The sequence below is a fragment of the Pseudomonas sp. 1L-E-NC-VB-C3 genome, assembly GCF_057291535.1.
Genome location: NZ_JBXAWD010000007.1, coordinates 22,066 through 45,108, shown reverse-complemented (window position 1 = coordinate 45,108; position 23,043 = coordinate 22,066). Strand labels below are relative to the sequence as shown.

Genomic DNA, 23,043 nt, shown 5'->3' with positions numbered 1-23,043 from the left:
AGTCTGAAACAGCCGGTTCAACCCGCAGGAGACATGGTCATGAACGTTGCAAACCATCCGGTGGTATCACGCGAAGAATGGCTCGCTGCCCGTCAACAGCATCTGGCCCACGAAAAAGCCTTCACCCGGGAACGCGATCGCCTCAGCGCCGAGCGCCGCGCCCTGCCGTGGGTGAAAGTCGACAAGGACTATCACTTCCAAGGTCCGAACGGCGAACTGAAGCTCAATGACCTGTTCGGCAACAACAGCCAGTTGGTCATCTATCACTTCATGTTTGCCAAAGGCTGGGAGCAAGGCTGCCAGGGCTGCTCGTTCCTCAGTGACCACATTGATGGAGCCAACCAGCACCTAGCCCACCACGACGTCGCAGTTGTCGCCGTTTCCCACGCGCCGTTGCGCGAGTTTCAGGCGTTCAAACAACGCATGGGCTGGAAATTCGACTGGGTCTCGTCAGAAGGTTGCGATTTCAATTACGACTTCGGCGTCTGCGCCCGGGCTGAAGATGTCGCCGAGGGCAAGGCTACCTACAATTACGAAAAAACCGACAGCGCCGAGGAAGAAATGCCGGGGCTGAGCGTGTTTTATCGCAATGACGAAGGCGAGATTTTTCACACCTATTCAACGTACGCACGCGGTCTGGACATGCTGGTCGGCGCTTACCACTACCTTGATCTGACGCCCAAGGGCCGGAATGAAGACGAGATCATGGAATGGGTGCGACATCATGATCGGTATGACGGTGTGCCGAAGTCGGGTTGCTGTCATGGTGAGCAGCGATCTTGAGTTCACTGTGGAGAAAACACACGAGGACCTGTGGGAGCGAGCCTGCTCGCGAAAAACGATTACACGACAAGGCGGTGCTAACGTGTCGCCTGTTTCGCGAGCAGGCTCGCTCCCAAGGAGAACAATGTCTGGTTGGGAATTTGGCACGCACGTCGAAATGTTGTTCAACGCTGTATCGTTTGTGCCGTATTAAGCCGACAGGGCTCTGCGGATGTGCGTCCGCTATAATACGAGGTTCTGACATGGACAGGCGCCAATGCAAAAGCTCAGTTTAGAAACCAAAAAAATCTGGTTTGCCAAGCATCGCAAAGCCAACTTCGCAGCGAGTTTGCGTCTTGAAGGTTTCGTTCCGTCTGCTTGTGAAGGCGAGATCAAGCTGCCGACGCGAGAGGCCGCGTTGAAAGCTATCTTGCAATTAGCTGAAACGTAGCTGTGGACTTTGATCCGCATTCCTCCTGCGAAGCTTACTGAACTTTTGCCACGCTTCAGCCCTCAACCGGTTAACCCGCCTTAACCGGAACTGAGGCCTGCCCATGAAAATCCTGATCAAGCTCTCCCTCGCCGCCACTCTCGCCTGCGCCCTGCCCGTCTGGGCTTGCACGCCGGAAGAGGCGACGATCAAACGCGAACAACTGGCCAAGGAAGTCTCAAAGCTCACCGAGCAGAATCCGGAAAAAGCCAAGGAGATTAACGCCGAGTTGCAGAAAATGGATCTGGGCACGGCCAGCGCCGATCTGCCGGACAAGTGCCAGTTGATCGATCAGCGTCTGAAGGAACTGGGATCGGCGGAGAAAAAAGCCGACAGTTGAGGACGAAAAAAAACCGGACATTGTCCGGTTTTTTTATGCGCGTTCTAAAGCTTACTCAGCCGCAGGTTCTGCTGGCTTGCGACGCTTGAGCGGGGCCATGCCGTCGCTGCTCACCAGAGAATCCGGCTTTGGACGGTTGACGCTCTTGCGCTTGGTCGGCGTCTTGGCGGCGATTTTCTTCTTGTCGCCCTTGGCGTCGGTCTTTTTCTTCTTCACGCCGACGGCTTTGCCCGAGGCCTTGACCTTTTTCGGTCCGCCGTAGGTGCCTTTGACTTCCTTGATCGTGCGGCGCTCGAAGCTTTGCTTCAGGTAGCGCTCGATGCTCGACATCAGGTTCCAGTCGCCGTGGCAGATCAGCGAGATCGCCAGGCCATCGTTGCCGGCACGGCCGGTACGACCGATGCGGTGCACGTACTCGTCGCCGCTGCGTGGCATGTCGAAGTTGATCACCAGATCCAGACCGTCGACGTCCAGACCACGGGCCGCAACGTCAGTGGCGACGAGGATCTTTACGCCGCCCTGTTTCAGTCGATCGATCGCCAGTTTGCGATCCTTCTGGTCTTTCTCGCCGTGCAGCACGAACGCCTTGTATTCCTGAGCCACGAGGCGGCCGTAGATGCGGTCGGCCATGGCGCGAGTGTTGGTGAAGACGATGGCCTTCTGGTAGGTCTCGTTGGCCAGCAGCCAGTTCACAATCTGCTCTTTGTGCTGATTGTGGTCGGCGGTGATGATTTGCTGACGAGTCGTCGAGTTGAGCTGGCTGACCGCGTTGAGCTGCAGGTGCTCAGGGTTGTTCAGGACCTTGGCGATCATTTCGCGCAGGCCGGAACCGCCGGTGGTGGCGGAGAACAGCATGGTCTGCTGACGGTTCGGGCACTCATCGACCAGACGCTGCACGTCTTCGGCGAAACCCATGTCGAGCATGCGGTCGGCTTCGTCGAGCACCAGCACTTCGACTTCTTTCAGGTCGAGGTTGCCGGCGTTGAGCTGCTCGATCATCCGCCCCGGGGTGCCGATGAGGATGTCCGGCACTTTGCGCAGCATGGCGGCCTGGACTTTGAAGTCTTCGCCGCCAGTGATCAGGCCGGACTTGATGAAGGTGAACTGCGAGAAGCGTTCGACTTCCTTCAAAGTCTGCTGGGCCAGCTCACGGGTTGGCAGCAGGATCAGCGTCTTGATGCTGACGCGGATCTTCGCCGGGCCGATCAGGCGATTGAGGATCGGCAGGACGAAAGCGGCGGTTTTGCCGCTACCGGTTTGCGCCGTCACCCGCAGATCACGCCCCTGGAGCGCCAGCGGGATGGCCGCGGCTTGCACTGGCGTTGGCTCGACAAATTTCAGCTCGGCCACGGCTTTGAGCAGGCGTTCGTGCAGGGCGAATTGGGAAAACACGGGTGCTACCTCGAAGATATGCAAAAAAACAGCTGCATAGGTTACCGGTTTCGAGCGCTCAGGCCGAGTTTCTTTGTGCAAACGGCGACAATCAGTGATTTTTTTGTTGCCCGATTTGTCACTCGCTGCAATACACAGCGTCTTAAATGCTCTAATCGGCCCTCGCGTCTTACAGAAGAAACGTTTCGCTCATGGATATCAAACAGCTCTGGCTCAAAGCCCAAGGCCTCTGGGGCACGCTCGAAGAGCACCCACTTCTGCAATCGGGACTGGCGCTGCTGGTGCTGCTGGTCATCGCGCTGGTGCTTGGACGGGTGGCGCGTTACCTGATCCTGCACGCCAGCCGCATGCTCGGCCGCCAACCGGCGCTGCACTGGATCAACGACTTTCGCCACAACAAGGTGTTTCAACGACTGGCGCAGATGACCCCATCGCTGGTGATCCAGTTCGGCCTGCACCTGGTGCCGGAGCTGAGCAAAACCGCGATGAATTTCCTCGGCAACGTCGCGCTGGCCTTCACCATTCTGTTCCTGCTGCTGGCGGTCAGCGCCCTGCTCAACGCCCTGCTCGACATCTACGCGCGCACCGAGCACGCCCGCACGCGCTCGATCAAAGGCTACGTGCAACTGGCGAAAATGGTTTTGTACGTGTTCGGCGCGATCATCATCGTCGCTACATTGATCGACCGTTCGCCGCTGTTGCTGCTGTCGGGTCTGGGTGCGATGTCGGCGGTGATTCTGTTGGTCTACAAGGACACGCTGCTGTCGTTCGTCGCCAGCGTGCAGCTGACCAGCAACGACATGCTGCGGGTCGGCGACTGGATCGAGATGCCACAAGTCGGCGCCGATGGCGACGTGGTCGACATCACGTTGCACACGGTCAAAGTGCAGAACTTCGACAAGACGATCGTCTCGATCCCAACCTGGCGCCTGATGTCCGAGTCGTTCAAGAACTGGCGCGGCATGCAGCAGTCCGGCGGTCGGCGGATCAAGCGCAGCCTGTTCATCGATGCCAGCGGCGTGCGCTTCATCCGCGACGACGAGGAAGAAAAGCTTTCGCAGGTGCACCTGCTGACCGACTACATGGGCCGCAAGAAAGCCGAGCTCAAGGCCTGGAACGAAGCCCAGGGCAATGTCGCGGCGATGTCGGCCAACCGCCGCCGCATGACCAATATCGGCACCTTCCGCGCCTATGCGCTGGCGTATCTGAAGAGTCACCCGGAGATTCAGCCGAACATGACCTGCATGGTCCGGCAGATGCAGACCACCGCGCAGGGCATTCCGCTGGAAATCTACTGCTTCACCCGCACCACGGTGTGGGCCGATTACGAGCGGATTCAGGGGGATATTTTCGATTACCTGCTGGCGGTGCTGCCGGAGTTCGGGTTGAGCCTGTATCAACAGCCGAGTGGAGGGGATTTGCGCGCAGGCTTGCTGCCAGCGGTGTTGGGCTCGGCGAGTATTCCCGAGCCGGAAAAACACCTGATGTAACTTACTAATCACATGTAGGAGCTGCCGAAGGCTGCGATCTTCTGATGTTCAAGATCAAAAGATCGCAGCCTTCGGCAGCTCCTACACGGGTTACGCAGTGCGTTTAATGCCCAACCGACTGATCCACACCGCTGCCAGAATCACACCCCCGCCAAGGAACAACCGCCCCAGTTCCTCATGCTGATTCCAGATCAGCAGATTCAACAGCAACCCCACCGGCACGTGCAGGTTGTTCATCACCGCCAGTGTTCCGCCGTTGACCGTGCACGCGCCCTTGTTCCACCAGTACAGACCCAATGCAGTCGAGACCAGACCGAGAAACAGCAACACGCCCCATTGCAACGGCGCTTCCGGCAGAAAGTTCGACTTGCCGAACAACAGGAACGCTGGCAGCACAACCGCCAATGCACCGAGGTAGAAATAACCGAAACGGCGGTAATGCGGCAGGTCACTCGGATGCTTCGCCACCAGATGCTTGTACAGGACCTGCCCGGCGGCATAAGTGAAGTTGGCCAGTTGCAGCAGCAGGAAGCCCATGAAGAAGTCGGGACTGATGCTGTCGAAGCGAATCACCGCCGCACCCCCGACTGCTACCAGCGCAGCAATCAACGCCCACGGGTTGAAGCGGCGGTTCAGCGCGTCTTCGATCAACGTCACGTGCAGCGGCGTGAGAATGGTGAACAGCAACACCTCCGGCACCGTCAGCACGCGGAAGCTCAGGTACAGGCAGACGTAAGTCACCCCGAACTGCAACGCGCCGATCAGCAACATGCCACGCATGAACGCCGGCTCCACCGAACGCCAGCGCGTCAACGGAATAAACACCAGCCCGGCCAACACCACACGGACCAGCACCGCAAAGTAACTGTCGACATGCCCAGCCAGGTATTCGCCGATCAGACTGAAGGAAAACGCTTGGATCAGCGTGACAAAAAGTAGATAGCCCATGCTCGCCTCGAAATCGAATGGCGGCGACGATAGCGGTTTTTCGGATGGGCTCCAACAGCAAACGGCGCCGGAATCAAAAGCCCCTCACCCTGGCCCTCTCCCGGAGGGAGAGGGGACTGACCGAGGTGGTTGGACAAGCTACGCCGACATGAAATACCGCATCGAATCCAAAGAAGCCAAAAACCGGCCCTCCACCACTCAACACAATGAGCGCAAGCTCGAGTACCGCTCTTGATCTTGATCCACCCGCCCCGTCGGCAGGCTGAGCGGAGGGATTGATCCGGGCGTGGGAGCGCAGCGACCGTCTGGCGCAGCCAAACACAGCGGAAGGAGGTGCAGCGAAGCAAACCGGAGCCGCTGCGCCCGGATCGATCCCGCAGCGAAGGAACCCCGAGCCCCAGCGAGCGGGCCGAACGTTGGGGCACAGACCTTTGGTTACTTTGGGGCGTTTGCCAAAGTAACCCGCTGTAAGAGCGGAACCGCCAGCCGCAACACCGCAGTAACGGATATTCACCCAAAACCCCAAGAGCCTGGTCGGCCCAAAGGCCGCCAAGAAAACCCAGACAAAAAAAAGCCCGATCTCGCTAAAGCGTTCAATCGGGCTACAGCACTCAGGAGCAAAAGTGCAAAGGGAGGTTCGATGCGCGTGGAACCTTGAAGGGGTTGCGCCAGGTCACTTAAACAATCGGCGATTATCTGGCGATTAACCGATCAGGCGACCTGAGACAGTTTGGCGTTGGCCTGATTCAGGCCCTTCTCCTGGAAGTCACCGCCCAGGTTCATGCCCTCAGCATGGATAAAGGTCACGTCGTTGATCCCGATGAAACCCATCACCTGCCGCAAGTACGGTTCCTGATGATCCGCCGGGCCACCGGCATACACACCACCGCGAGCAGTCAGGACAAAGGCGCGCTTGCCGCTGAGCAGACCTTGCGGGCCGGTTTCGGTGTACTTGAAGGTCACCCCCGCACGCAGCACATGGTCAAGCCAGGCCTTGAGCGTGCTCGGGATCGCAAAGTTGTACATCGGTGCAGCCATCACCAGCACGTCGGCGGCGAGCAGCTCATCAGTCAATTGGTTGGAACGGTCCAGCGACGCCTGTTCGCTGTCGTTGCGCTGTTCGGCGGGCTTCATCCAGCCGCCCAGCAAGTTGGCGTCCAGGTGCGGCACCGGGTTCGCGGCGAGGTCACGCACGGTGATCTGATCGGCAGGGTGCGCGGCTTTCCACTGAGCGATGAAGGTCTGGGTCAGTTGACGGGAAACCGAGTCTTGCTGGCGGGCACTGCTTTCGATGATCAGAACGCGGGACATGGTGTGTAGCCTCCATCCGAGAATGTTGTAAGTCGATGGAGTGAAGGTTAAACAGAGTCGAATCGATGAAAAAGCGCAAATATCCGCTGTAATCCATCGATAAATTCGTTTATAAGCTAAACCCATATCCCCGTGGGAGCGAGCCTGCTCGCGAAAGCGGAATGTCAGTCACATCATCTCTGGATGACACTCCGTCTTCGCCAGCAGGCTCGCTCCCACAGGGTAATAGCGTTATTTCGGGGTGCAGGTCAGTTTGATGCGCAGCTTGATGATCTCGCGGGTGAACTTGGCCGTGGCGTTTTTATGCTTGCCCGCCGGCACGTCGATGCTGCGCGTGCGCGGTGCTTCCGGGCCGTTGCTGAACACCGCACGGCAGGTCGCGTCGACATCACCGTAGTTGGCCACGCGGATCGAGCCGATGTCGTTGTCCGTGTCGTAAGTCTCGTAGTCGATCTTCATGCCGTTGAGATCCTTTTGCACATCGATCGGATAGGCAAACGCGGTCAACGGCAGCAGCGCCAGCACCACACAACAGAATTTTTTCATTCGGCAGTCTCCATGAGGGACGGCCAGCTTAGGACAAGAGGAGCTATTGATGAAAGCGCCCCGCGTGACCCTTGATCAATGGCGAACGTTGCAGGCCGTGGTCGACCACGGCGGATTCGCCCAGGCCGCCGAGGCCCTGCACCGTTCGCAATCGTCGGTGAGCTACACCGTCGCCCGCATGCAGGATCAGCTCGGCGTGCCGTTGCTGCGCATCGACGGGCGCAAAGCTGTGCTCACCGAGGCCGGCGGCGTGTTGTTGCGCCGTTCGCGGCAATTGGTCAAACAGGCCAGCCAACTCGAAGACCTCGCCCATCACATGGAGCAAGGCTGGGAAGCGGAAGTGCGGCTGGTGGTGGATGCGGCCTACCCGAGCGCGCGGATCGTCCGCGCGCTGACCGCGTTCATGCCGCAGAGTCGCGGCTGCCGCGTGCGTTTGCGCGAGGAAGTGTTGTCGGGGGTCGAGGAAGTGCTGCTCGAAGGCGTGGCGGACCTGGCGATCACCGGCCTGAGCATTCCGGGCTACCTGGGTGCGGAGTTGAGCGATGTCGAGTTCGTCGCCGTCGCCCATCCTGATCACCCGCTGCATCGGCTCAATCGCGAGCTGAGCTTTCAGGATCTGGAAACCCAGATGCAAGTGGTGATCCGCGACTCCGGCCGCCAGCAGCCGCGCGATGTCGGCTGGCTCGGCGCCGAGCAGCGCTGGACCGTCGGCAGCCTTGCCACCGCCGCGACCTTTGTCAGCAGCGGCCTGGGTTTTGCCTGGCTACCGCGACACATGATCGACCGCGAATTGAAGGATGGTTCGCTCAAGCTGCTACCGTTGGATCGAGGCGGCAGCCGCAATTCGAGCTTCTATCTGTATTCGAACAAGGACAAACCCCTGGGCCCGGCCACGCAGATCCTCATCGAACTGCTGCGCACCTTCGACACCTTGCCGCTGGACGCACCGTTCGCCGCACCTGAACAAGCCTGACACGGAGTTCACCGATGGCGTATTTCGAGCACGAAGGTTGCAACCTGCACTACGAGGAATATGGCCACGGTGCGCCGCTGCTGCTGGTCCACGGGCTCGGCTCGAGCACACTGGACTGGGAAATGCAGATCCCGGCGCTGGCCGCGCACTACCGGGTGATCGTCCCGGACATTCGCGGCCACGGGCGCTCGGACAAACCCCGCGAGCGCTACAGCATTGCCGGGTTCAGCGCCGACCTGCTGGCCTTGATCGAGCACCTGCGCCTCGGCCCGGTGCACTACGTCGGGCTGTCGATGGGCGGGATGATCGGTTTTCAGCTGGCCGTCGATCAGCCGCAGGCGCTCAAGAGCCTGACCATCGTCAACAGCGCGCCACAAGTCAAATTGCGCACCCGCGACGACTACTGGCAGTGGTTCAAACGCTGGAGCCTGATGCGCCTGCTCAGCCTGGAAACCATCGGCAAAGCCCTCGGCAGCAAACTTTTCCCCAAGCCGGAACAGGCCGATCTGCGACGGAAAATGGCCGAACGCTGGGCAAAAAACGACAAACGTGCTTATCTCGCCAGCTTCGATGCGATCGTGGGCTGGGGCGTTCAGGAACGACTTTCCCGGGTGTCCTGTCCAACGCTCGTCATCAGCGCCGACCGTGATTACACACCGGTGGCGTTAAAAGAAACCTATGTAAAACTGCTGCCGGATGCGCGGCTGGTGGTCATTGACGACTCGCGCCATGCCACCCCGCTCGATCAACCCGAACGCTTCAATCAAACGCTGCTGGATTTTCTCGCCACAGCCGACCTTCACTCTCAGGATCACTGACCCATGCTGAAAAAACTCGCCCTCGCCGCCGGCTCTGTACTGTTTGCCGCCAACCTGATGGCTGCTACCCCGGCCAAGGCGCCCCACGTGCTGCTGGACACCACCAACGGCCAGATCGAAATCGAACTGGACCCGGTCAAGGCACCGATCAGCACGAAGAACTTCCTTGAATACGTCGACAGCGGTTTCTACAACAACACCATTTTCCACCGCGTGATCCCGGGCTTCATGGCTCAGGGCGGCGGCTTCACCCAGCAGATGCAACAGAAAGAAACCAAGGCGCCGATCAAGAACGAAGCCAGCAATGGCCTGCACAACGTTCGTGGCACCCTGTCGATGGCGCGTACTTCCATTCCTGACTCGGCGACCAGCCAGTTCTTTATCAACGTTGCCGACAATGCATTCCTCGATCCGGGCCGTGACGCCGGTTACGCCGTGTTCGCCAAAGTGGTCAAGGGCATGGATGTCGTAGACGTCATCGTCAACTCGCAGACCACCACCAAAAGCGGCATGCAGAACGTGCCTGTCGACCCTGTGATCATCAAGTCGGCCAAGCGCATCGACTGAGTTTCGCCGGGCATATAGAGCGGCGCCGGGCTGAGCCTGCGCCGCTCGCACTGATAAAAGGAGAGCCCGGATTCCGGGCGGTTATCTGATGCTCTATCGCCGTTTCGAACAACTGATCGATATCTTCCGCGACGCCCCGACGGCGTCCCCGCCGGACCGTGTCTGGCCCTTCTATATCTACTACCTGAAGCAGGTCTGGCCGAGTTTCGCCGCCCTGCTCGTCATCGGCCTGTTTGCCTCATTGATTGAGGTTGCGCTGTTCAGTTACCTGAGCCGCATCATCGATCTGGCCCAAGGCACACCCAACCCGAATTTCTTCAGCGACCACGCCCTCGAATTGACCTGGATGCTGGTGGTCGCCCTGGTGTTGCGACCGATCTTCTTTGCCCTGCACGACCTGTTGGTGCATCAGACCCTGAGCCCCGGCATGACCAGCATGATCCGCTGGCAGAACCACAGCTACGTGCTCAAGCAGAGCCTGAATTTCTTCCAGAACGACTTCGCCGGGCGCATCGCCCAGCGCATCATGCAGACCGGCAACTCGCTGCGCGATTCCGCCGTGCAAGCGGTGGACGCGCTGTGGCACGTGGTGATCTATGCGATCAGCTCGCTGGTGCTGTTCGCCGAGGCCGACTGGCGCCTGATGATCCCGTTGCTGACCTGGATCGTCGCCTACATCGGCGCACTGTATTACTTCGTGCCGCGCGTGAAAGAGCGTTCGGTGGAAGCCTCTGACGCGCGCTCGAAATTGATGGGCCGTATCGTCGACGGCTACACCAACATCGCCACGCTGAAACTGTTCGCTCACACCAACTTCGAACAGCACTACGCCAAGGAAGCGATCGAGGAACAGACCGTCAAAGCGCAGATGGCCGGTCGCGTGGTGACCAGCATGGACGTGGCGATTACCACCATGAACGGCCTGCTGATCGTCGGCACCACCGCGCTGGCATTGTGGCTGTGGACGCAGTCGCTGATCACCGTCGGCGCGATTGCCCTGGCCACCGGCCTGGTGATTCGCATCGTCAACATGTCCGGCTGGATCATGTGGGTGGTCACCGGCATTTTCGAAAACATCGGCATGGTCCAGGACGGTCTGCGCACCATTTCGCAACCGGTCAGCGTCACCGACCGCGAGCAGGCCAAACCGCTGGCCGTGGCCTCGGGCGAAGTGCGTTTCGAGCACGTGGATTTTCACTACGGCAAGAAGAAAGGCATCATCGGCGACCTCAATCTGACGATAAAACCGGGGGAGAAAATCGGCTTGATCGGCCCGTCCGGCGCCGGCAAATCAACCTTGGTCAACCTGTTGCTGCGCCTGTACGACGTCGAGGGCGGGCGCATCCTGATCGATGGGCAGAACATTGCCGAAGTCGGCCAGGAAAGCCTGCGTGCGCGGATCGGCATGATCACTCAGGACACCTCGCTGTTGCACCGCTCGATCCGCGACAACTTGCTTTACGGCAAACCCGACGCCACCGACGCCGAACTGTGGGAGGCGGTGCACAAGGCTCGCGCCGATGAGTTCATTCCACTGCTGTCCGACGCTGAAGGCCGCACCGGTTTCGACGCGCATGTCGGCGAGCGCGGGGTGAAACTCTCGGGTGGTCAGCGCCAGCGCATCGCGATCGCGCGGGTGCTACTCAAGGACGCGCCGATCCTGATCATGGACGAAGCCACCTCGGCACTGGATTCGGAAGTCGAAGCGGCGATCCAGGAAAGCCTCGAGACCTTGATGCAGGGCAAAACCGTAATCGCCATCGCCCACCGTCTCTCCACCATCGCGCGCATGGACCGCCTGGTGGTGCTGGAAAACGGCAAGATTGCCGAGAGCGGCACCCACGCCGAACTGCTCGCCCATCGCGGCTTGTATGCGCGCTTGTGGGCACACCAGACCGGAGGCTTTGTCGGCATCGATTGATCGCGCGATATGATCGTTCCCACGCTCCGCGTGGGAACGCCTCAAGGGACGCTCCGCGTCCAGTGATGCGGAGCGTCACGGCCTGCATTCCCACGCAGAGCGTGGGAACGATCATGGTCAGGTTTGGCGATAGGGCAACGCCGTTCTCGCCTCTTCGGCATACGCCAGAACCCCAGCGCGCTCTTGCTGGAGGAAATCCTTCACCGCCGCTTTCAACCCCGGATGGCGCAGGTAATGCCAGGAATGGGTGATCACCGGTTCGAAGCCGCGAATCAACTTGTGCTCGCCCTGCGCCCCGGCATCGAAACGCTGGATGCCATGGGCAATCGCGTAATCCATGCCCTGATAAAAACACGTCTCGAAATGCAGCCGATCAAACTCGGCCAGGCAGCCCCAATAACGCCCGTAGAAACTGTCGCCACCGACCAGGCTGAACGCCATCGCCACTGGCCGGGAGCCCTGTTTGGCCAAGACCACGCGAATCGCTTCGGGCATACGTTCGGCCAGCAGGCTGAAGAACTCCCGCGTCAGATACGGCGCCTGACGCCGCACCGCGTAGGTGTTGGCATAGCAGGCGTACACGAAATCCCACTGTGCCTCGTCCAGCTCACGCCCCTCCAGCCACTCGAACTCGAAGCCCTGCCCCGCCACCTGCTCGCGTTCCTTGCGCATCTGCTTGCGCTTGCGTGAGCTGAGGGCGTCGAGGAAGTCCTGAAAGTCGCGGTAACCACGGTTCTGCCAGTGATATTGACAGCCGATGCGCTGCAGCCAACCCGGTTGCTCGGCCATCGCAGCATCGGTAAACGGATCGGTGAAATTGATGTGCGCGCTGGACAGTTCTTCGATCTGCAGATAGCCCGGCAGGCTTTTCAGCAGTTCGAAACCGTCCTCGACCTTCGCCGCCAGCAAGCGCGGACCGCTGACCGGGCTGAAGGGCACGGCAGTCAGGAGTTTGGGGTAGTAATCAATGCCGGCACGCGCGCAGGCGTCAGCCCAACCGTGATCGAAGACGTACTCGCCGTAGGAGTGCCACTTGCGATAACTGGGCAGTGCGGCGATCAGTCGATCATCTTCGATGTGCAGTAAATGTTCGGGCTGCCAGCCCGAATGCGGGCCGACACTGCCGCTGTCTTCCAGCGCACTGAGAAAGGCGTGGCGCAGGAACGGCTGGTTGTCCGGCACCAGCGCATCCCAGCTTGCCGGGGCGATTTCTGACACGTCTTGCAGGCGTTGCAACGGCATTCACTGGCACTCCACAGCTTGGCGACAAAGCCCGGCGAGTATCGCTGATCGCGACCCCGTTGCACACGCTCAATCGGCCGACAGCGCTCTAACTCGATAGTTCACGCCTGATACGCATCGTCATCAACCTGCCATCACTGTGCCACCGCTCTGTCATAAACCATCGCGATACTGGCGCCTGTTTTTAGAGCGCCGGGTTCTAACCCGGACACAGTTTTCCGGCCTTCAGCCGGTTGTGCCCAGGATGGTTCAGCCATCCCCTTCATCTTCGGAGATTGCTATGCGTCTTGCTTCCACGAAAACTGCAGCGGCCCTGTGCGGCGGCTTGTTGCTGGCCATGAGCGTTCCGGCCAGTGCTGCAGTCGACGCCAAACTGCTCGACATGCTCAAGGCCAACGGGTCGATTTCCCAGGCGCAGTACATCGAGCTGCAAACAGAACTGGCCAAGGATCAGAAGGCTCAGCAAATCGCCCAACAGGCGCAGCAGGAAACCAACGAACAAGTGGCGGCGGTCGCGAAGAAGACCAACGAACAGAGCCTGTTCGACCAGAAACTGGCCTGGGCGGCCAAGACCCAGTTCAAGGGCGACGTACGTATCCGCCAGGAAACCATCAAGATCGACGGCGAGCCGAACAACGGCGGCCGCGACAAGGATCGCCAGCGCATCCGTGCGCGTCTGGGCGCCTACACCGAGATCAACCCGCAAGTCGACACCGGTATCCGCATCGCCACTGGCGGCGGTGACGACGCGCGTTCGACCAACCAGGATCAGGACAACTACTTCGACAAGAAGCAGATCTGGCTCGACCTCGGCTACATCGACTATCACCCTGATCAGATCAAGAACCTGCACGTGATCGGCGGCAAGATGCTGCAACCGTGGGTGAGCATGGGCGACGTGATCTGGGACAGCGATATCAACCCGGAAGGTCTGGCCGTTACCTACAAGTATCCATTGGGCGGCAGCGCCGAATTGTTCGGCAGCCTGGGTAACTACAACCTCAAGGACAACGTTGACGGCGACGGCGTGCAATTCCGCCACGACCTGCGCCTGACCGCTGGCCAGTTGGGTAGCCGCTTCAACATCACCGACAACCTGAAAATGACCGTCGGCGGCAGCGTCTACGCCTACCAGAACGACGAAGACAGCCGCTGCACCGGCACCTCGACGCCGTGCGCCCTGGCAGTCAACGGCAACTCGGCGAACAACGAATTCCGTCTGTATGAAGGGTTCAGCCAGATCGACATCGGCGGCCTGCCAATGCCACTGTCGTTCTACGGCCAGTACGTGAAGAACAACGATGCCGTGACCGATCAGGACACCGCATGGTTGCTCGGCGCCAAGTCGAAAGTCTTCGGCTTCAACCTCGACTACAACTATCGCGACGTGCAGCGCAATGCCGTGGTCGGCGCCTTCACCGACTCCGACTTCGCCAACGGCACCACCGGTTCGCGCGGGCACAAGTTCAAGGTCGGTTACGACATCGACAAGAACTTCGCCGTCGGCGCCACGTACTTCCTGACCAAGGCCGACTTCGCCAGCCGCAGCCAGCGCGATGCAGATGCCAACACCCTGCAGCTGGATGCTGAAGCGAAGTTCTAAGAAAGTAATAGCCCGGTGCGGGCGGGACGATCCCCATCATCCGTTCGTTTCACCCGCACCGGGTTATTTCTGCAGGATGCAAAAACCCCTGTAGGAGCTGCCGAAGGCTGCGATCTTTTGATCTTGATACTGAAAACAAGATCAAAAGATCGCAGCCTCGTTTCACTCGACAGCTCCTACAGGGGGTTGTCTTTTCGTCGTTGCTCGGCCAGGCGTTCGGCCAAGGCATCGACGTTCTCGTCCGGTTTGTCCGGCATCGCCTTCAGGGTTGCCTGCATCACGCGCATCTGCCGCATGAAGCGCCGGCAGTTCGGGCAGAACAACAGGTGATGACGCACCATCAGCGTCTCGCGAAAGCTCAGTTGGCCGTCGAGATAATCGCTGGATCGTGCCACTTGCTCCTTGCAGGTCAACATTCTCCTGTCTCCTCAAAATGTTCCACGGTCGCAAAGACCTTCAAGCGTGCCCGGTGCAGCAGCACGCGGACATTGGAGAGCGAGATCTCCAGAAGATTACAGATCTCTTCCAGCTCCAGGCCCTGGCGTTCGCGCAACAGCAGGACACTGCTCTGCAACTCGGACAGACTCAGCAACGTATGTTCGAGGCATTCGCGCAGTTCGTTTTCGGTGAGTAGCGCTTCGGGGGTGTCCTGGTGCCAGGCGAACGGCGCGACCAGCCAGTGGCCATCGCTGGAAGAGAAGCGATCGTCACCGATGGTGCCGTGGGGCGATGGCAGGTCGTCGAGCAGGACCTCCCGGCGATTGAGCTTGTAGCGACTCTTGGCCGAATTGGCGGTGATGGTCAGCAACCAGGTCTTGAGGCTGGAACGGCCTTCGAAGCTGGCCAGATGGCGCACCACCGACAGCCAGGCATCCTGCACCACTTCCTCGACATGACGCTGGCCGACAATCGCGTAAGCCACAGCGCGCATGGCGCTCTGATACGTGGTGACCAGTTCCTTGAAAGCCTTTTGCTCCCCCGCCAGCAGGCGCGTGAGCAGTTGGGTGTCGTCAGCCGCCATCCATCAATCCCCTTGTCCGGACTTCGAAAATGAACGCGGCAGGTGTGCACCTGCCGCGACGTCCGAAAAATTACAGCGTTTCAATCGCTTCGGATGTAGGAAAGATCGACGCGATTAAGGGGAAATTAACCTGTTTCAGCGCTTGCGCAGCAACACGCTACCGATCGAATAACCGGCACCGAAGGAGCTGAGCACCGCCAGCGAACCCGAGGCCAGATCATCCTGATATTTATGGAAAGCAATGACAGAACCGGCCGAGCTGGTGTTGGCGTAGCTGTCGAGAATCACCGGAGCTTCTTCTTCGGTAGCTTCGCGGCCGAGCAGCTTGCGCACGATCAAGTGGTTCATACTCAGGTTGGCCTGGTGCAGCCAGAAACGCTTCACGTCGCCAACGTTGAGCTGGTTCTCTTCCAGATGCTCGCCAATCAGCTCGGCGACCATCGGGCAGACATCCTTGAACACCTTGCGGCCTTCCTGCACGAACAGCTTGTCGCGGGCACCGATGCCCTCTTCTGCCGCGCGGTTGAGGAAGCCGAAGTTGTTGCGGATGTTGTTGGAGAACTTGGTCAGCAATTTGGTGCTGACCACGTCGAACTGGTACGGGGAGGTCGCCAGATCCGCGCGTTCGATGATCACCGCAGTCGCGGCATCGCCGAAGATGAAATGGCTGTCGCGATCACGGAAGTTCAGGTGCCCGGTGCAGACCTCCGGGTTGACCATCAGGATCGCCCGCGCCTGGCCCAGTTGCACGCTGTTGGCGGCGGCCTGGATGCCGAAGGTGGCGGAAGAACACGCCACGTTCATGTCGAAACCAAAACCTTCGATGCCCAACGCTTCCTGGACTTCGATGGCGATGGCCGGGTAAGCGCGTTGCAGGTTGGAGCAGGCGACGATCACGCCGTCGATGTCGGCTGCGGTTTTGCCGGCTCGCTGCAAGGCTTGCTCGGCTGCGCCAACGGCCATCTGGCAGAGCACCGACCATTCGTCGTTGGAGCGCTCGGGCAAGCGCGGGGCCATGCGTTGCGGATCGAGGATGCCGTCCTTGTCCATGACAAAGCGGCTCTTGATGCCAGAGGCTTTTTCGATGAACGCAGCGCTGGATTCAGTCAGGGCCTGGACTTCACCGCTGGCAATGGCCTCGGCGTTATCGGCGTTGAACTGGGCGACGTAGGTATTGAAAGACTGCACCAGCTCTTCGTTGGAGATGCTGTTGGCCGGTGTGTACAGGCCGGTGCCGCTGATGACGACGTTATGCATGGTCGTTTCTCTAATCTGTTCAGGCAGAAAGTGCTGGAACCGTCGTACCAACACGCAAAGGGTCTATTCCCATCCGGGGGACGCAAACCTGGCATCGTTTATTCCGCAGCGCGACACGGCCGAAGGCTCTGGGTCGCGAAACGGCGGGTTATGGTGGCGAAGTTTGCCATAAACCCGAGGTTTTGGCGCCGTTCTCAAGCACAACTGCCATTCACCATATGAACTCAACTCTGTGGCGAGGGGATTTATCCCCGTTCGACTGCGAAGCAGTCGCCAACCCACCACGCTCGGTATAGCTGATGAACCGAGGTTGCAGTTTTTGGAGCGGCTTCGCCACCCAACGGGGATAAATCCCCTCGCCACAAAGCCCGCTTCCACAGGGGGATTGTGTATGGCTGCAGGTCAGGGCTCGACCTGGCTCCACTGTTTGCTCAGGCGCTTGTCGGAGATCGGCACTTTCGTCCCCAACTGCTGAGCAAATAACGACACGCGGTATTCCTCCAGCCACCAGCGGTACAACTCCAGCTGCGGATCACGCTTGCCTTCCTGCGCATGCTTGGCCGCGCGGGTCTGGTATTGCGCCCACAGGCCAGCGAGTTCGCCACTCCAGACGCGATCCTTCTGCACCTGTGCGCCGAGTTTCTCGAAACGCTGCTCGACCGCTTTCAGGTAACGCGGCAACTCTTTAAGCCACTGCATCGGCGTCTCGCGGACAAACCCCGGATAGACCAGATTGCCGATCTGCTGCTTGATGTCATTCAACGCCACCGCTTGCGCCAGATCGATCTTGCCCTTGAAGCGTTTTTGCAGACCGTGCCAGATCTTGAGGATTTCCAGCGTCAGCCGCGCAACCCGCTCGGCGTGCTCGGTCCAGTTGCCGCGTTTGCGTTCGGCCAGTGCCGCCAATCCGGCGCCATCGCGGGGCAACGGGTCTTCACCTTCGAGAATGCAGCTGTCGAGGCTGGCCAGCAGAATGTCTTCGACCAGCGCATCGACGCGGCCCAGTTCGCGATACAGCAAGCCCAGTTCAGTCTGCCCCGGCAACTTGCCCCGGAGGAATTTCGCCGGCTCGGCCAGTTGCTGCATCAACAAACGCTGCAAGGCCCGACGATGCTGGAACTCGGCTTCGGCCGGGGTCGAGAAGCGCCCTTCCTTGACCGCGCCGCCCTCTTCCACCAGCGCCGGGTACACCGTCATCGACAGCCCGGCGATCTTCTGCTGGGTCTTTTCCGCCACCGGGGCAAAGACTTTTGCCTCGATCGGTTGCTGACTTTTCGCACTCTGCGGCACCGCCAGCGCGGCCTGGCTGGCTTCGGCGAAGCGTGCGGTCAGCTCAGCCAGATCGCGGCCTTCGCCAAGGAACTTGCCCTCGCCATCGACAATTTCCAGGTTCATGCGCAGATGGCTTTCAACCTGCTGCGCCGCTTCCGCCCACGCCTCATCACTGACCCGCGCGCCGGTCATGCGCAGCAGCTCGCGACCGAGCGCTTGCGGCAGCGAACCTTCGGCGAAAGTCATGCGCTGCAACGCGGCCTTGATGAAGTCCGGCACTGGCACGAAGTTCTTGCGCAGGGCTTTCGGCAGGTTGCGCACCAGGGCAATGCACTTGGCCTCGATCAGGCCCGGTACCAGCCATTCCAGACGCTCCGGCGGCAGCATCGGCAGCAGCGGCGCCGGCACGCGCAAGGTCACGCCGTCGCGCGGGTGATTGGGTTCGAAATGGTAGGTCAGCGCCAGTTCCAGATCGCCGATGTGCAGGGTGTCCGGGTAATCACGGGCGGTGACTTCACTGGCCTCGCGGGCCAGCACGTCTTCTTCGCGCATGATCAGCAGCTGCGGGTCTTTCTGGCTGTTGACCTTGTACCAACTGTCGAAGGTCGCGGTCTGGTGGATCTCCGCCGGCAGACGCGCATCGTAGAAGGCGTACAAGGTTTCTTCGTCGGCGAGAATGTCGCGACGGCGAGCCTTGGCTTCCAGTTCGTCGAGCTGTTCGAGCAGTTTCTGATTGGCGCTCAGGCACTTGGCCCGCGACTGAATCTCGCCGCGCACCAGACCTTCGCGGATAAACAGCTCACGCGACACCACCGGATCGACCGGGCCGTAATGCACCGGGCGGCGACCGACCACGATCAGGCCGAACAGGGTGATCTGCTCATAAGCTACGACCTGCCCGCGCTTCTTCTCCCAATGCGGCTCGAAATGGTTTTTCTTGATCAGGTGCCCGGCCAGCGGTTCGATCCAGTCGGCATCGATCTTGGCGACCATGCGCGCGTAGAGTTTGGTGGTTTCGACCAGCTCAGCAGTCATCAGCCACTGCGGACGCTTCTTGCCGATGCCCGACGACGGATGAATCCAGAAGCGCCGTTGCCGCGCGCCGAGGTAATCGCCGTCTTCGGTTTTCTGGCCAATCTGGCTGAGCAAGCCGACCAGTACCGCTTTGTGCAGCTTCGGATAATCCGCCGGCTCTTTGTTCAGACTCAGCTGCATGTCGCGGCAGATCAGGCTCAACTGACGATGAGAATCACGCCACTCGCGCAAGCGCAGGTAATTGAGGAAATTCTTCCGGCACCAGTTGCGCAGCGGGTTGGCGGTCAGCGCCTGACGTTGCTCTTCGAAACCACGCCACAGATTGACCAGCCCGGCGAAGTCGGAATCCGGATCCTTCCATTGCGCATGGGCCTGATCCGCCGCTTGCTGACGCTCCGGTGGACGCTCGCGCGGGTCCTGAATCGACATGGCGCTGGCGACGATCAGCACTTCCTGCAAGCTGCCGAGCCTGGCCGCTTCCAGGAGCATGCGGCCCATGCGCGGGTCGACCGGCAAGCGCGCCAATTGTCGACCGAGTGGCGTCAGCTGGCTGTTGCGATCCACCGCCGACAGTTCTTGCAGCAGGTTGAAACCGTCGCTGATCGCCTTGCCGTCCGGCGGTTCGATAAACGGGAACGCGGTGATTTCGCCAAGGCGCAGATGGAGCATCTGCAAAATAACGGCGGCGAGGTTGGTGCGCAGAATTTCCGGATCGGTAAATTCCGGGCGGCCGAGGAAATCCTCTTCGCTGTACAAACGCACGCAGATACCCGGCTCGACCCGCCCGCAGCGACCTTTACGCTGATTGGCGCTGGCCTGGGAAATCGCTTCGATCGGCAAGCGCTGCACCTTGGCCCGATAGCTGTAGCGACTGATGCGCGCGGTGCCGCTGTCGATCACGTAACGAATGCCCGGCACGGTCAGCGAGGTTTCGGCGACGTTGGTCGCCAGCACTACACGGCGGCCCGGGTGCGACTGGAAAATCCGCTGCTGTTCAGCCGGCGACAGGCGCGCGTACAGCGGCAGGATTTCAGTGTGCTTGAGCTGGGCCTTGCGCAGCATGTCGGCAGCATCGCGAATCTCGCGCTCGCCGGGCAGGAACACCAGCACATCGCCGGGGCTGCGCCGTTCGCTGCGCTCGTAGGCGGCGATTTCGTCGAGGGTGGCGAGAATCGCCTGATCGACGGTCAGGTCATCCTCGACCCGGTTGCCCTCTTCGTCCTGCTCCAGCGTCAGCGGCCGATACCAGGTTTCCACCGGGAAAGTACGACCCGACACTTCGACGATCGGCGCGTCATCGAAGTGCTTGGAGAAGCGCTCCAGATCGATGGTCGCCGACGTGATGATGACCTTCAGGTCGGGACGGCGTGGCAGCAGGGTTTTCAGGTAACCGAGGAGGAAATCGATGTTGAGGCTGCGTTCGTGGGCTTCGTCGACGATGATCGTGTCGTAGCGTTCGAGGTAGCGATCGTTCTGGGTTTCCGCCAGCAGGATACCGTCGGTCATCAGTTTGATCAGGGTGTTGGCATCGCTTTGATCTTCGAAACGCACCTGATAGCCGACCAGCGCTCCAAGCGGCGTGCCGAGTTCTTCGGCGACACGGCTGGCGACGCTGCGCGCGGCGATCCGACGCGGCTGGGTATGGCCGATCAGACCGTGCTGGCCACGACCGATTTCAAGGCAGATTTTCGGCAACTGGGTGGTTTTGCCCGAACCGGTTTCGCCAGCGATGATCAGCACCTGATGTTGCTCCAGGGCCTTTTTGATTTCGTCGCGCTTGGCCGCGATCGGCAAACTGTCGTCGTAACGAATCACCGGCAGGCTCGCGCGACGCGCCAGTACCTGATCACAGGACGCCTGCATGCGCGTCACCCACTGGGCCAGTTTGGCCTCGTCGGGTCTCTTGCGCAGTTCAAGCAACTGCCGCCGCAGCCGGTGACGGTCGGCGAGCATAGCGTGATCGAGGTTTTTCAGCAGTTTGTCGATGGAGGGCGATTCGTCGGTCATCGGGTAGGCAATTCGGTCGTCTATTTATGCAGGGGCGGATTGTCGCAGATTTGGGGGGGTTGTGGCGTGTCAGGGGGATTGCGACCCTCACCCTAGCCCTCTCCCAAAGGGAGAGGGGACCGATTGGGGGATGCTTCAAAGGTACATCGACCTGAAAGAGCTTTGCCGAATCCATAATCGCCGAGCTCTTTCAGGTCGGCGTTTGACCCAAGACACCTCGGTCAGCTCCCTCTCCCTCTGGGAGAGGGCTTGGGGTGAGGGGCTTTTAAAAGAGCTACTCGTTGTCGAGGCCCTTGCGCCGATATGGGAAGACGTCTATCACCTTCCCCGCCCGAATCGCCTCCTGCAAGCCCTTCCAGTAATCGGCGTTGTACAACTCGCCATGCAACTGATCGAACAGCTTGCGCTGTCCGGCATCGGCAAACAGGAACGGTGGAAACTCTTCGGGAAACACGTCCAGCGGGCCGATCGAGTACCACGGCTCAGAGGCCATTTCATCCTCCGGCGTGCGCGGTGCCGGGATGTGGCGGAAGTTGGCTTCGGTCAGGAAGCAGATTTCGTCGTAGTCGTAGAACACCACCCGGCCGTGTCGAGTGACGCCGAAGTTCTTCAGCAGCATATCCCCGGGAAAAATATTCGCCGCCGCCAGCTGCTTGATCGCCAGGCCGTAATCCTCAAGCGCTTCACGTACCTGGGCGTCGTTGGCATTTTCCAGATACAGGTTGAGCGGGGTCATCCGGCGTTCGGTCCAGCAGTGGCGGATCAGCACGGTTTCGCCTTCGACCGAAACCGTCGACGGCGCCACCTCAAGCAGTTCTTCGAGGCACGCCGGATCGAACTTGCTCAGGGGAAAACGAAAATCGGCAAACTCCTGGGTATCGGCCATGCGCCCGACCCGATCGACGCTTTTCACCAGTCGATATTTTTCGATCACCGTGGCGCGGTCGACGTTCTTCGACGGCGAGAAACGGTCCTTGATGATTTTGAACACGGTGTTGAAACCCGGCAAAGTGAACACGCTCATGACCATGCCGCGCACGCCCGGGGCCATGATGAACTGGTCGTCAGTGTTGGCCAGGTGATTGATCAGCGCGCGGTAAAACTCCGACTTGCCGTGCTTGTAGAAGCCGATCGAGGTGTACAGCTCGGCGATGTGCTTGCCCGGCAGGATGCGCCGCAGAAAACCGATGAACTCCGCCGGCACCGGGACATCGACCATGAAATACGAACGGGTAAAAGAAAAGATGATCGACACATCGGCTTCGTCGGTGATCAATGCATCGATCTGAATGCCCCGGCCTTCGCGGTGCAACAGCGGAATCACCAGCGGCCATTGCTCGTCGCGGGTGTAGATGCGTCCGACCAGATACGCGCCCTTGTTGCGGTAGAGCACCGAGGAAAACAGCTCGACACTCAGTTCCGGGTCCTTGCACACCCAGTCCGGCAGGTTCTCGCGCAATTGCGCTTCGAGCCGCAGCAAGTCGCCGGGCAAATCAGCGTAATCCTCGCTGAAGCGGTAATCGGCGAAGATGCTGGCGAGCATCCCGGACAACTGGCCCTGCGGCTTGTACGTACGGGTTTGCGCGGCGCGGGCACGGCGCAGGCTAGGACGCGTGGTGTGGATGAACATGCAGCCGTCGCTGATCAGGTCGTGGCTGAACAGCCCGCAGAAAATCGAGTTGTACCAGGTTTCGGACAGTTCATCGTCGAAGCGCAGGTCGATGACACTGATATAGGCGCTTTTCACCAGCGGCCAGCAGCTGACGTTCATCAGGGTCTCTTCGTCGAAATACTCGCGCAGGCGAGCGACGGTTTCGCCGACCTTTTCCTCATACAGACTGATCCGCGCCGCCGACGCGGCCTGCGCCTCCTGCCAGCGCGCCTGTTCGAAGCGCTCCCGCGCGCCATCGGTGATGCGGCGGAAATGCTCGCGGTAATCGTCGAAGCCGGCGAGGATCATCCGGGCGATCTCGGTGGCTGGCCATTGCTGCGACATAAATGAAACCTCGGCGGGAATTCGGTTGGTCTGAGCTTAGTCACGGAAGCGC

19 protein-coding genes are annotated in these 23,043 nt (G+C 60.1%); 9 read left to right on the top strand and 10 right to left on the bottom strand.

What is annotated here, in order from left to right; genetic code table 11:
* Positions 1-39 precede the first annotated feature (39 nt).
* From AC0Z5Z_RS13065 to AC0Z5Z_RS13055, 3 genes are all read left to right on the top strand, one after another.
* The gene (locus AC0Z5Z_RS13065; RefSeq protein ID WP_485611187.1) at positions 40-783 is read left to right on the top strand and encodes a DUF899 domain-containing protein; all 744 of its coding nucleotides are present in this window, start codon (positions 40-42) and stop codon (positions 781-783) included.
* Between the two features lie 256 nt (positions 784-1,039).
* On the top strand, positions 1,040-1,213 hold the full coding sequence (locus AC0Z5Z_RS13060) for a YhfG family protein (protein ID WP_110645024.1): 174 nt from the start codon (positions 1,040-1,042) through the stop codon (positions 1,211-1,213).
* A gap of 103 nt (positions 1,214-1,316) precedes the next feature.
* Entirely contained in the window at positions 1,317-1,592 is a 276-nt protein-coding gene (locus AC0Z5Z_RS13055; protein ID WP_041478956.1) for a hypothetical protein, read from the top strand.
* A gap of 51 nt (positions 1,593-1,643) precedes the next feature.
* Here the strand turns inward: AC0Z5Z_RS13055 and AC0Z5Z_RS13050 are convergent, their stop codons facing one another.
* Positions 1,644-2,984: a DEAD/DEAH box helicase gene (locus tag AC0Z5Z_RS13050; protein ID WP_485611186.1), complete on the bottom strand. Its 1,341-nt coding sequence runs from the start codon at positions 2,982-2,984 to the stop codon at positions 1,644-1,646.
* Between the two features lie 191 nt (positions 2,985-3,175).
* Here AC0Z5Z_RS13050 and AC0Z5Z_RS13045 point away from each other — a divergent pair, with 191 nt between their 5' ends.
* The gene (locus AC0Z5Z_RS13045) at positions 3,176-4,474 is read left to right on the top strand and encodes a mechanosensitive ion channel family protein (RefSeq protein ID WP_056783642.1); all 1,299 of its coding nucleotides are present in this window, start codon (positions 3,176-3,178) and stop codon (positions 4,472-4,474) included.
* A gap of 90 nt (positions 4,475-4,564) precedes the next feature.
* Here AC0Z5Z_RS13045 and AC0Z5Z_RS13040 read toward each other — a convergent pair whose 3' ends face one another.
* The 3 genes from AC0Z5Z_RS13040 to AC0Z5Z_RS13030 all read right to left on the bottom strand — a co-directional run bounded on the left by AC0Z5Z_RS13040 (position 4,565) and on the right by AC0Z5Z_RS13030 (position 7,279).
* Complete coding sequence (locus AC0Z5Z_RS13040) at positions 4,565-5,422, bottom strand: carboxylate/amino acid/amine transporter (RefSeq protein ID WP_485611185.1); 858 nt, start codon at positions 5,420-5,422, stop codon at positions 4,565-4,567.
* Positions 5,423-6,133: 711 nt separating this feature from the next.
* Positions 6,134-6,733, bottom strand: coding sequence for an FMN-dependent NADH-azoreductase (locus AC0Z5Z_RS13035; protein ID WP_041478822.1), 600 nt, complete (start codon positions 6,731-6,733; stop codon positions 6,134-6,136).
* Positions 6,734-6,964: 231 nt separating this feature from the next.
* The gene (locus AC0Z5Z_RS13030) at positions 6,965-7,279 is read right to left on the bottom strand and encodes a hypothetical protein (RefSeq protein WP_016771198.1); all 315 of its coding nucleotides are present in this window, start codon (positions 7,277-7,279) and stop codon (positions 6,965-6,967) included.
* 49 nt (positions 7,280-7,328) lie between these two features.
* On the opposite strand from AC0Z5Z_RS13030, the gene AC0Z5Z_RS13025 reads away from it, so the two are divergent.
* From AC0Z5Z_RS13025 to AC0Z5Z_RS13010, 4 genes are all read left to right on the top strand, one after another.
* On the top strand, positions 7,329-8,252 hold the full coding sequence (locus AC0Z5Z_RS13025; RefSeq protein ID WP_016771199.1) for a PA3225 family LysR-type transcriptional regulator: 924 nt from the start codon (positions 7,329-7,331) through the stop codon (positions 8,250-8,252).
* 14 nt (positions 8,253-8,266) lie between these two features.
* Positions 8,267-9,070 carry an alpha/beta fold hydrolase gene (locus AC0Z5Z_RS13020; RefSeq protein ID WP_150636572.1) on the top strand — a complete coding sequence of 268 codons (804 nt, stop codon included), beginning with the start codon at positions 8,267-8,269 and terminating at the stop codon, positions 9,068-9,070.
* 3 nt (positions 9,071-9,073) lie between these two features.
* Positions 9,074-9,637 (top strand): peptidylprolyl isomerase, encoded by a 564-nt coding sequence (locus AC0Z5Z_RS13015; protein WP_252868970.1) that lies wholly within the window; start codon positions 9,074-9,076, stop codon positions 9,635-9,637.
* Positions 9,638-9,725: 88 nt separating this feature from the next.
* Positions 9,726-11,558, top strand: coding sequence for an ABC transporter ATP-binding protein (locus tag AC0Z5Z_RS13010; protein WP_095180666.1), 1,833 nt, complete (start codon positions 9,726-9,728; stop codon positions 11,556-11,558).
* A gap of 117 nt (positions 11,559-11,675) precedes the next feature.
* Here AC0Z5Z_RS13010 and AC0Z5Z_RS13005 read toward each other — a convergent pair whose 3' ends face one another.
* Complete coding sequence (locus AC0Z5Z_RS13005; RefSeq protein WP_485611184.1) at positions 11,676-12,800, bottom strand: GNAT family N-acetyltransferase; 1,125 nt, start codon at positions 12,798-12,800, stop codon at positions 11,676-11,678.
* A gap of 280 nt (positions 12,801-13,080) precedes the next feature.
* Here AC0Z5Z_RS13005 and AC0Z5Z_RS13000 point away from each other — a divergent pair, with 280 nt between their 5' ends.
* On the top strand, positions 13,081-14,403 hold the full coding sequence (locus AC0Z5Z_RS13000) for a putative porin (RefSeq protein WP_041478827.1): 1,323 nt from the start codon (positions 13,081-13,083) through the stop codon (positions 14,401-14,403).
* Positions 14,404-14,579: 176 nt separating this feature from the next.
* Here the strand turns inward: AC0Z5Z_RS13000 and AC0Z5Z_RS12995 are convergent, their stop codons facing one another.
* From AC0Z5Z_RS12995 to aceK, 5 genes are all read right to left on the bottom strand, one after another.
* A complete protein-coding gene (locus AC0Z5Z_RS12995) occupies positions 14,580-14,819 on the bottom strand; it encodes an anti-sigma factor family protein (protein ID WP_236167956.1) in 240 nt (79 codons plus the stop codon).
* The gene (locus AC0Z5Z_RS12990; protein ID WP_041478829.1) at positions 14,813-15,424 is read right to left on the bottom strand and encodes an RNA polymerase sigma factor; all 612 of its coding nucleotides are present in this window, start codon (positions 15,422-15,424) and stop codon (positions 14,813-14,815) included. The genes AC0Z5Z_RS12995 and AC0Z5Z_RS12990 overlap by 7 nt, the downstream gene beginning before the upstream one ends.
* 135 nt (positions 15,425-15,559) lie before the next feature.
* Positions 15,560-16,681, bottom strand: a complete 1,122-nt coding sequence (locus AC0Z5Z_RS12985) for a beta-ketoacyl-ACP synthase III (RefSeq protein WP_016771207.1) — start codon at positions 16,679-16,681, stop codon at positions 15,560-15,562.
* A 402-nt stretch (positions 16,682-17,083) separates the two neighbouring features.
* Positions 17,084-20,995, bottom strand: coding sequence for an ATP-dependent RNA helicase HrpA (gene hrpA / locus AC0Z5Z_RS12980; protein ID WP_485611183.1), 3,912 nt, complete (start codon positions 20,993-20,995; stop codon positions 17,084-17,086).
* A 274-nt stretch (positions 20,996-21,269) separates the two neighbouring features.
* Positions 21,270-22,991 carry a bifunctional isocitrate dehydrogenase kinase/phosphatase gene (gene aceK, locus AC0Z5Z_RS12975; protein WP_056783617.1) on the bottom strand — a complete coding sequence of 574 codons (1,722 nt, stop codon included), beginning with the start codon at positions 22,989-22,991 and terminating at the stop codon, positions 21,270-21,272.
* Between the last annotated feature and the right edge of the window lie 52 nt (positions 22,992-23,043).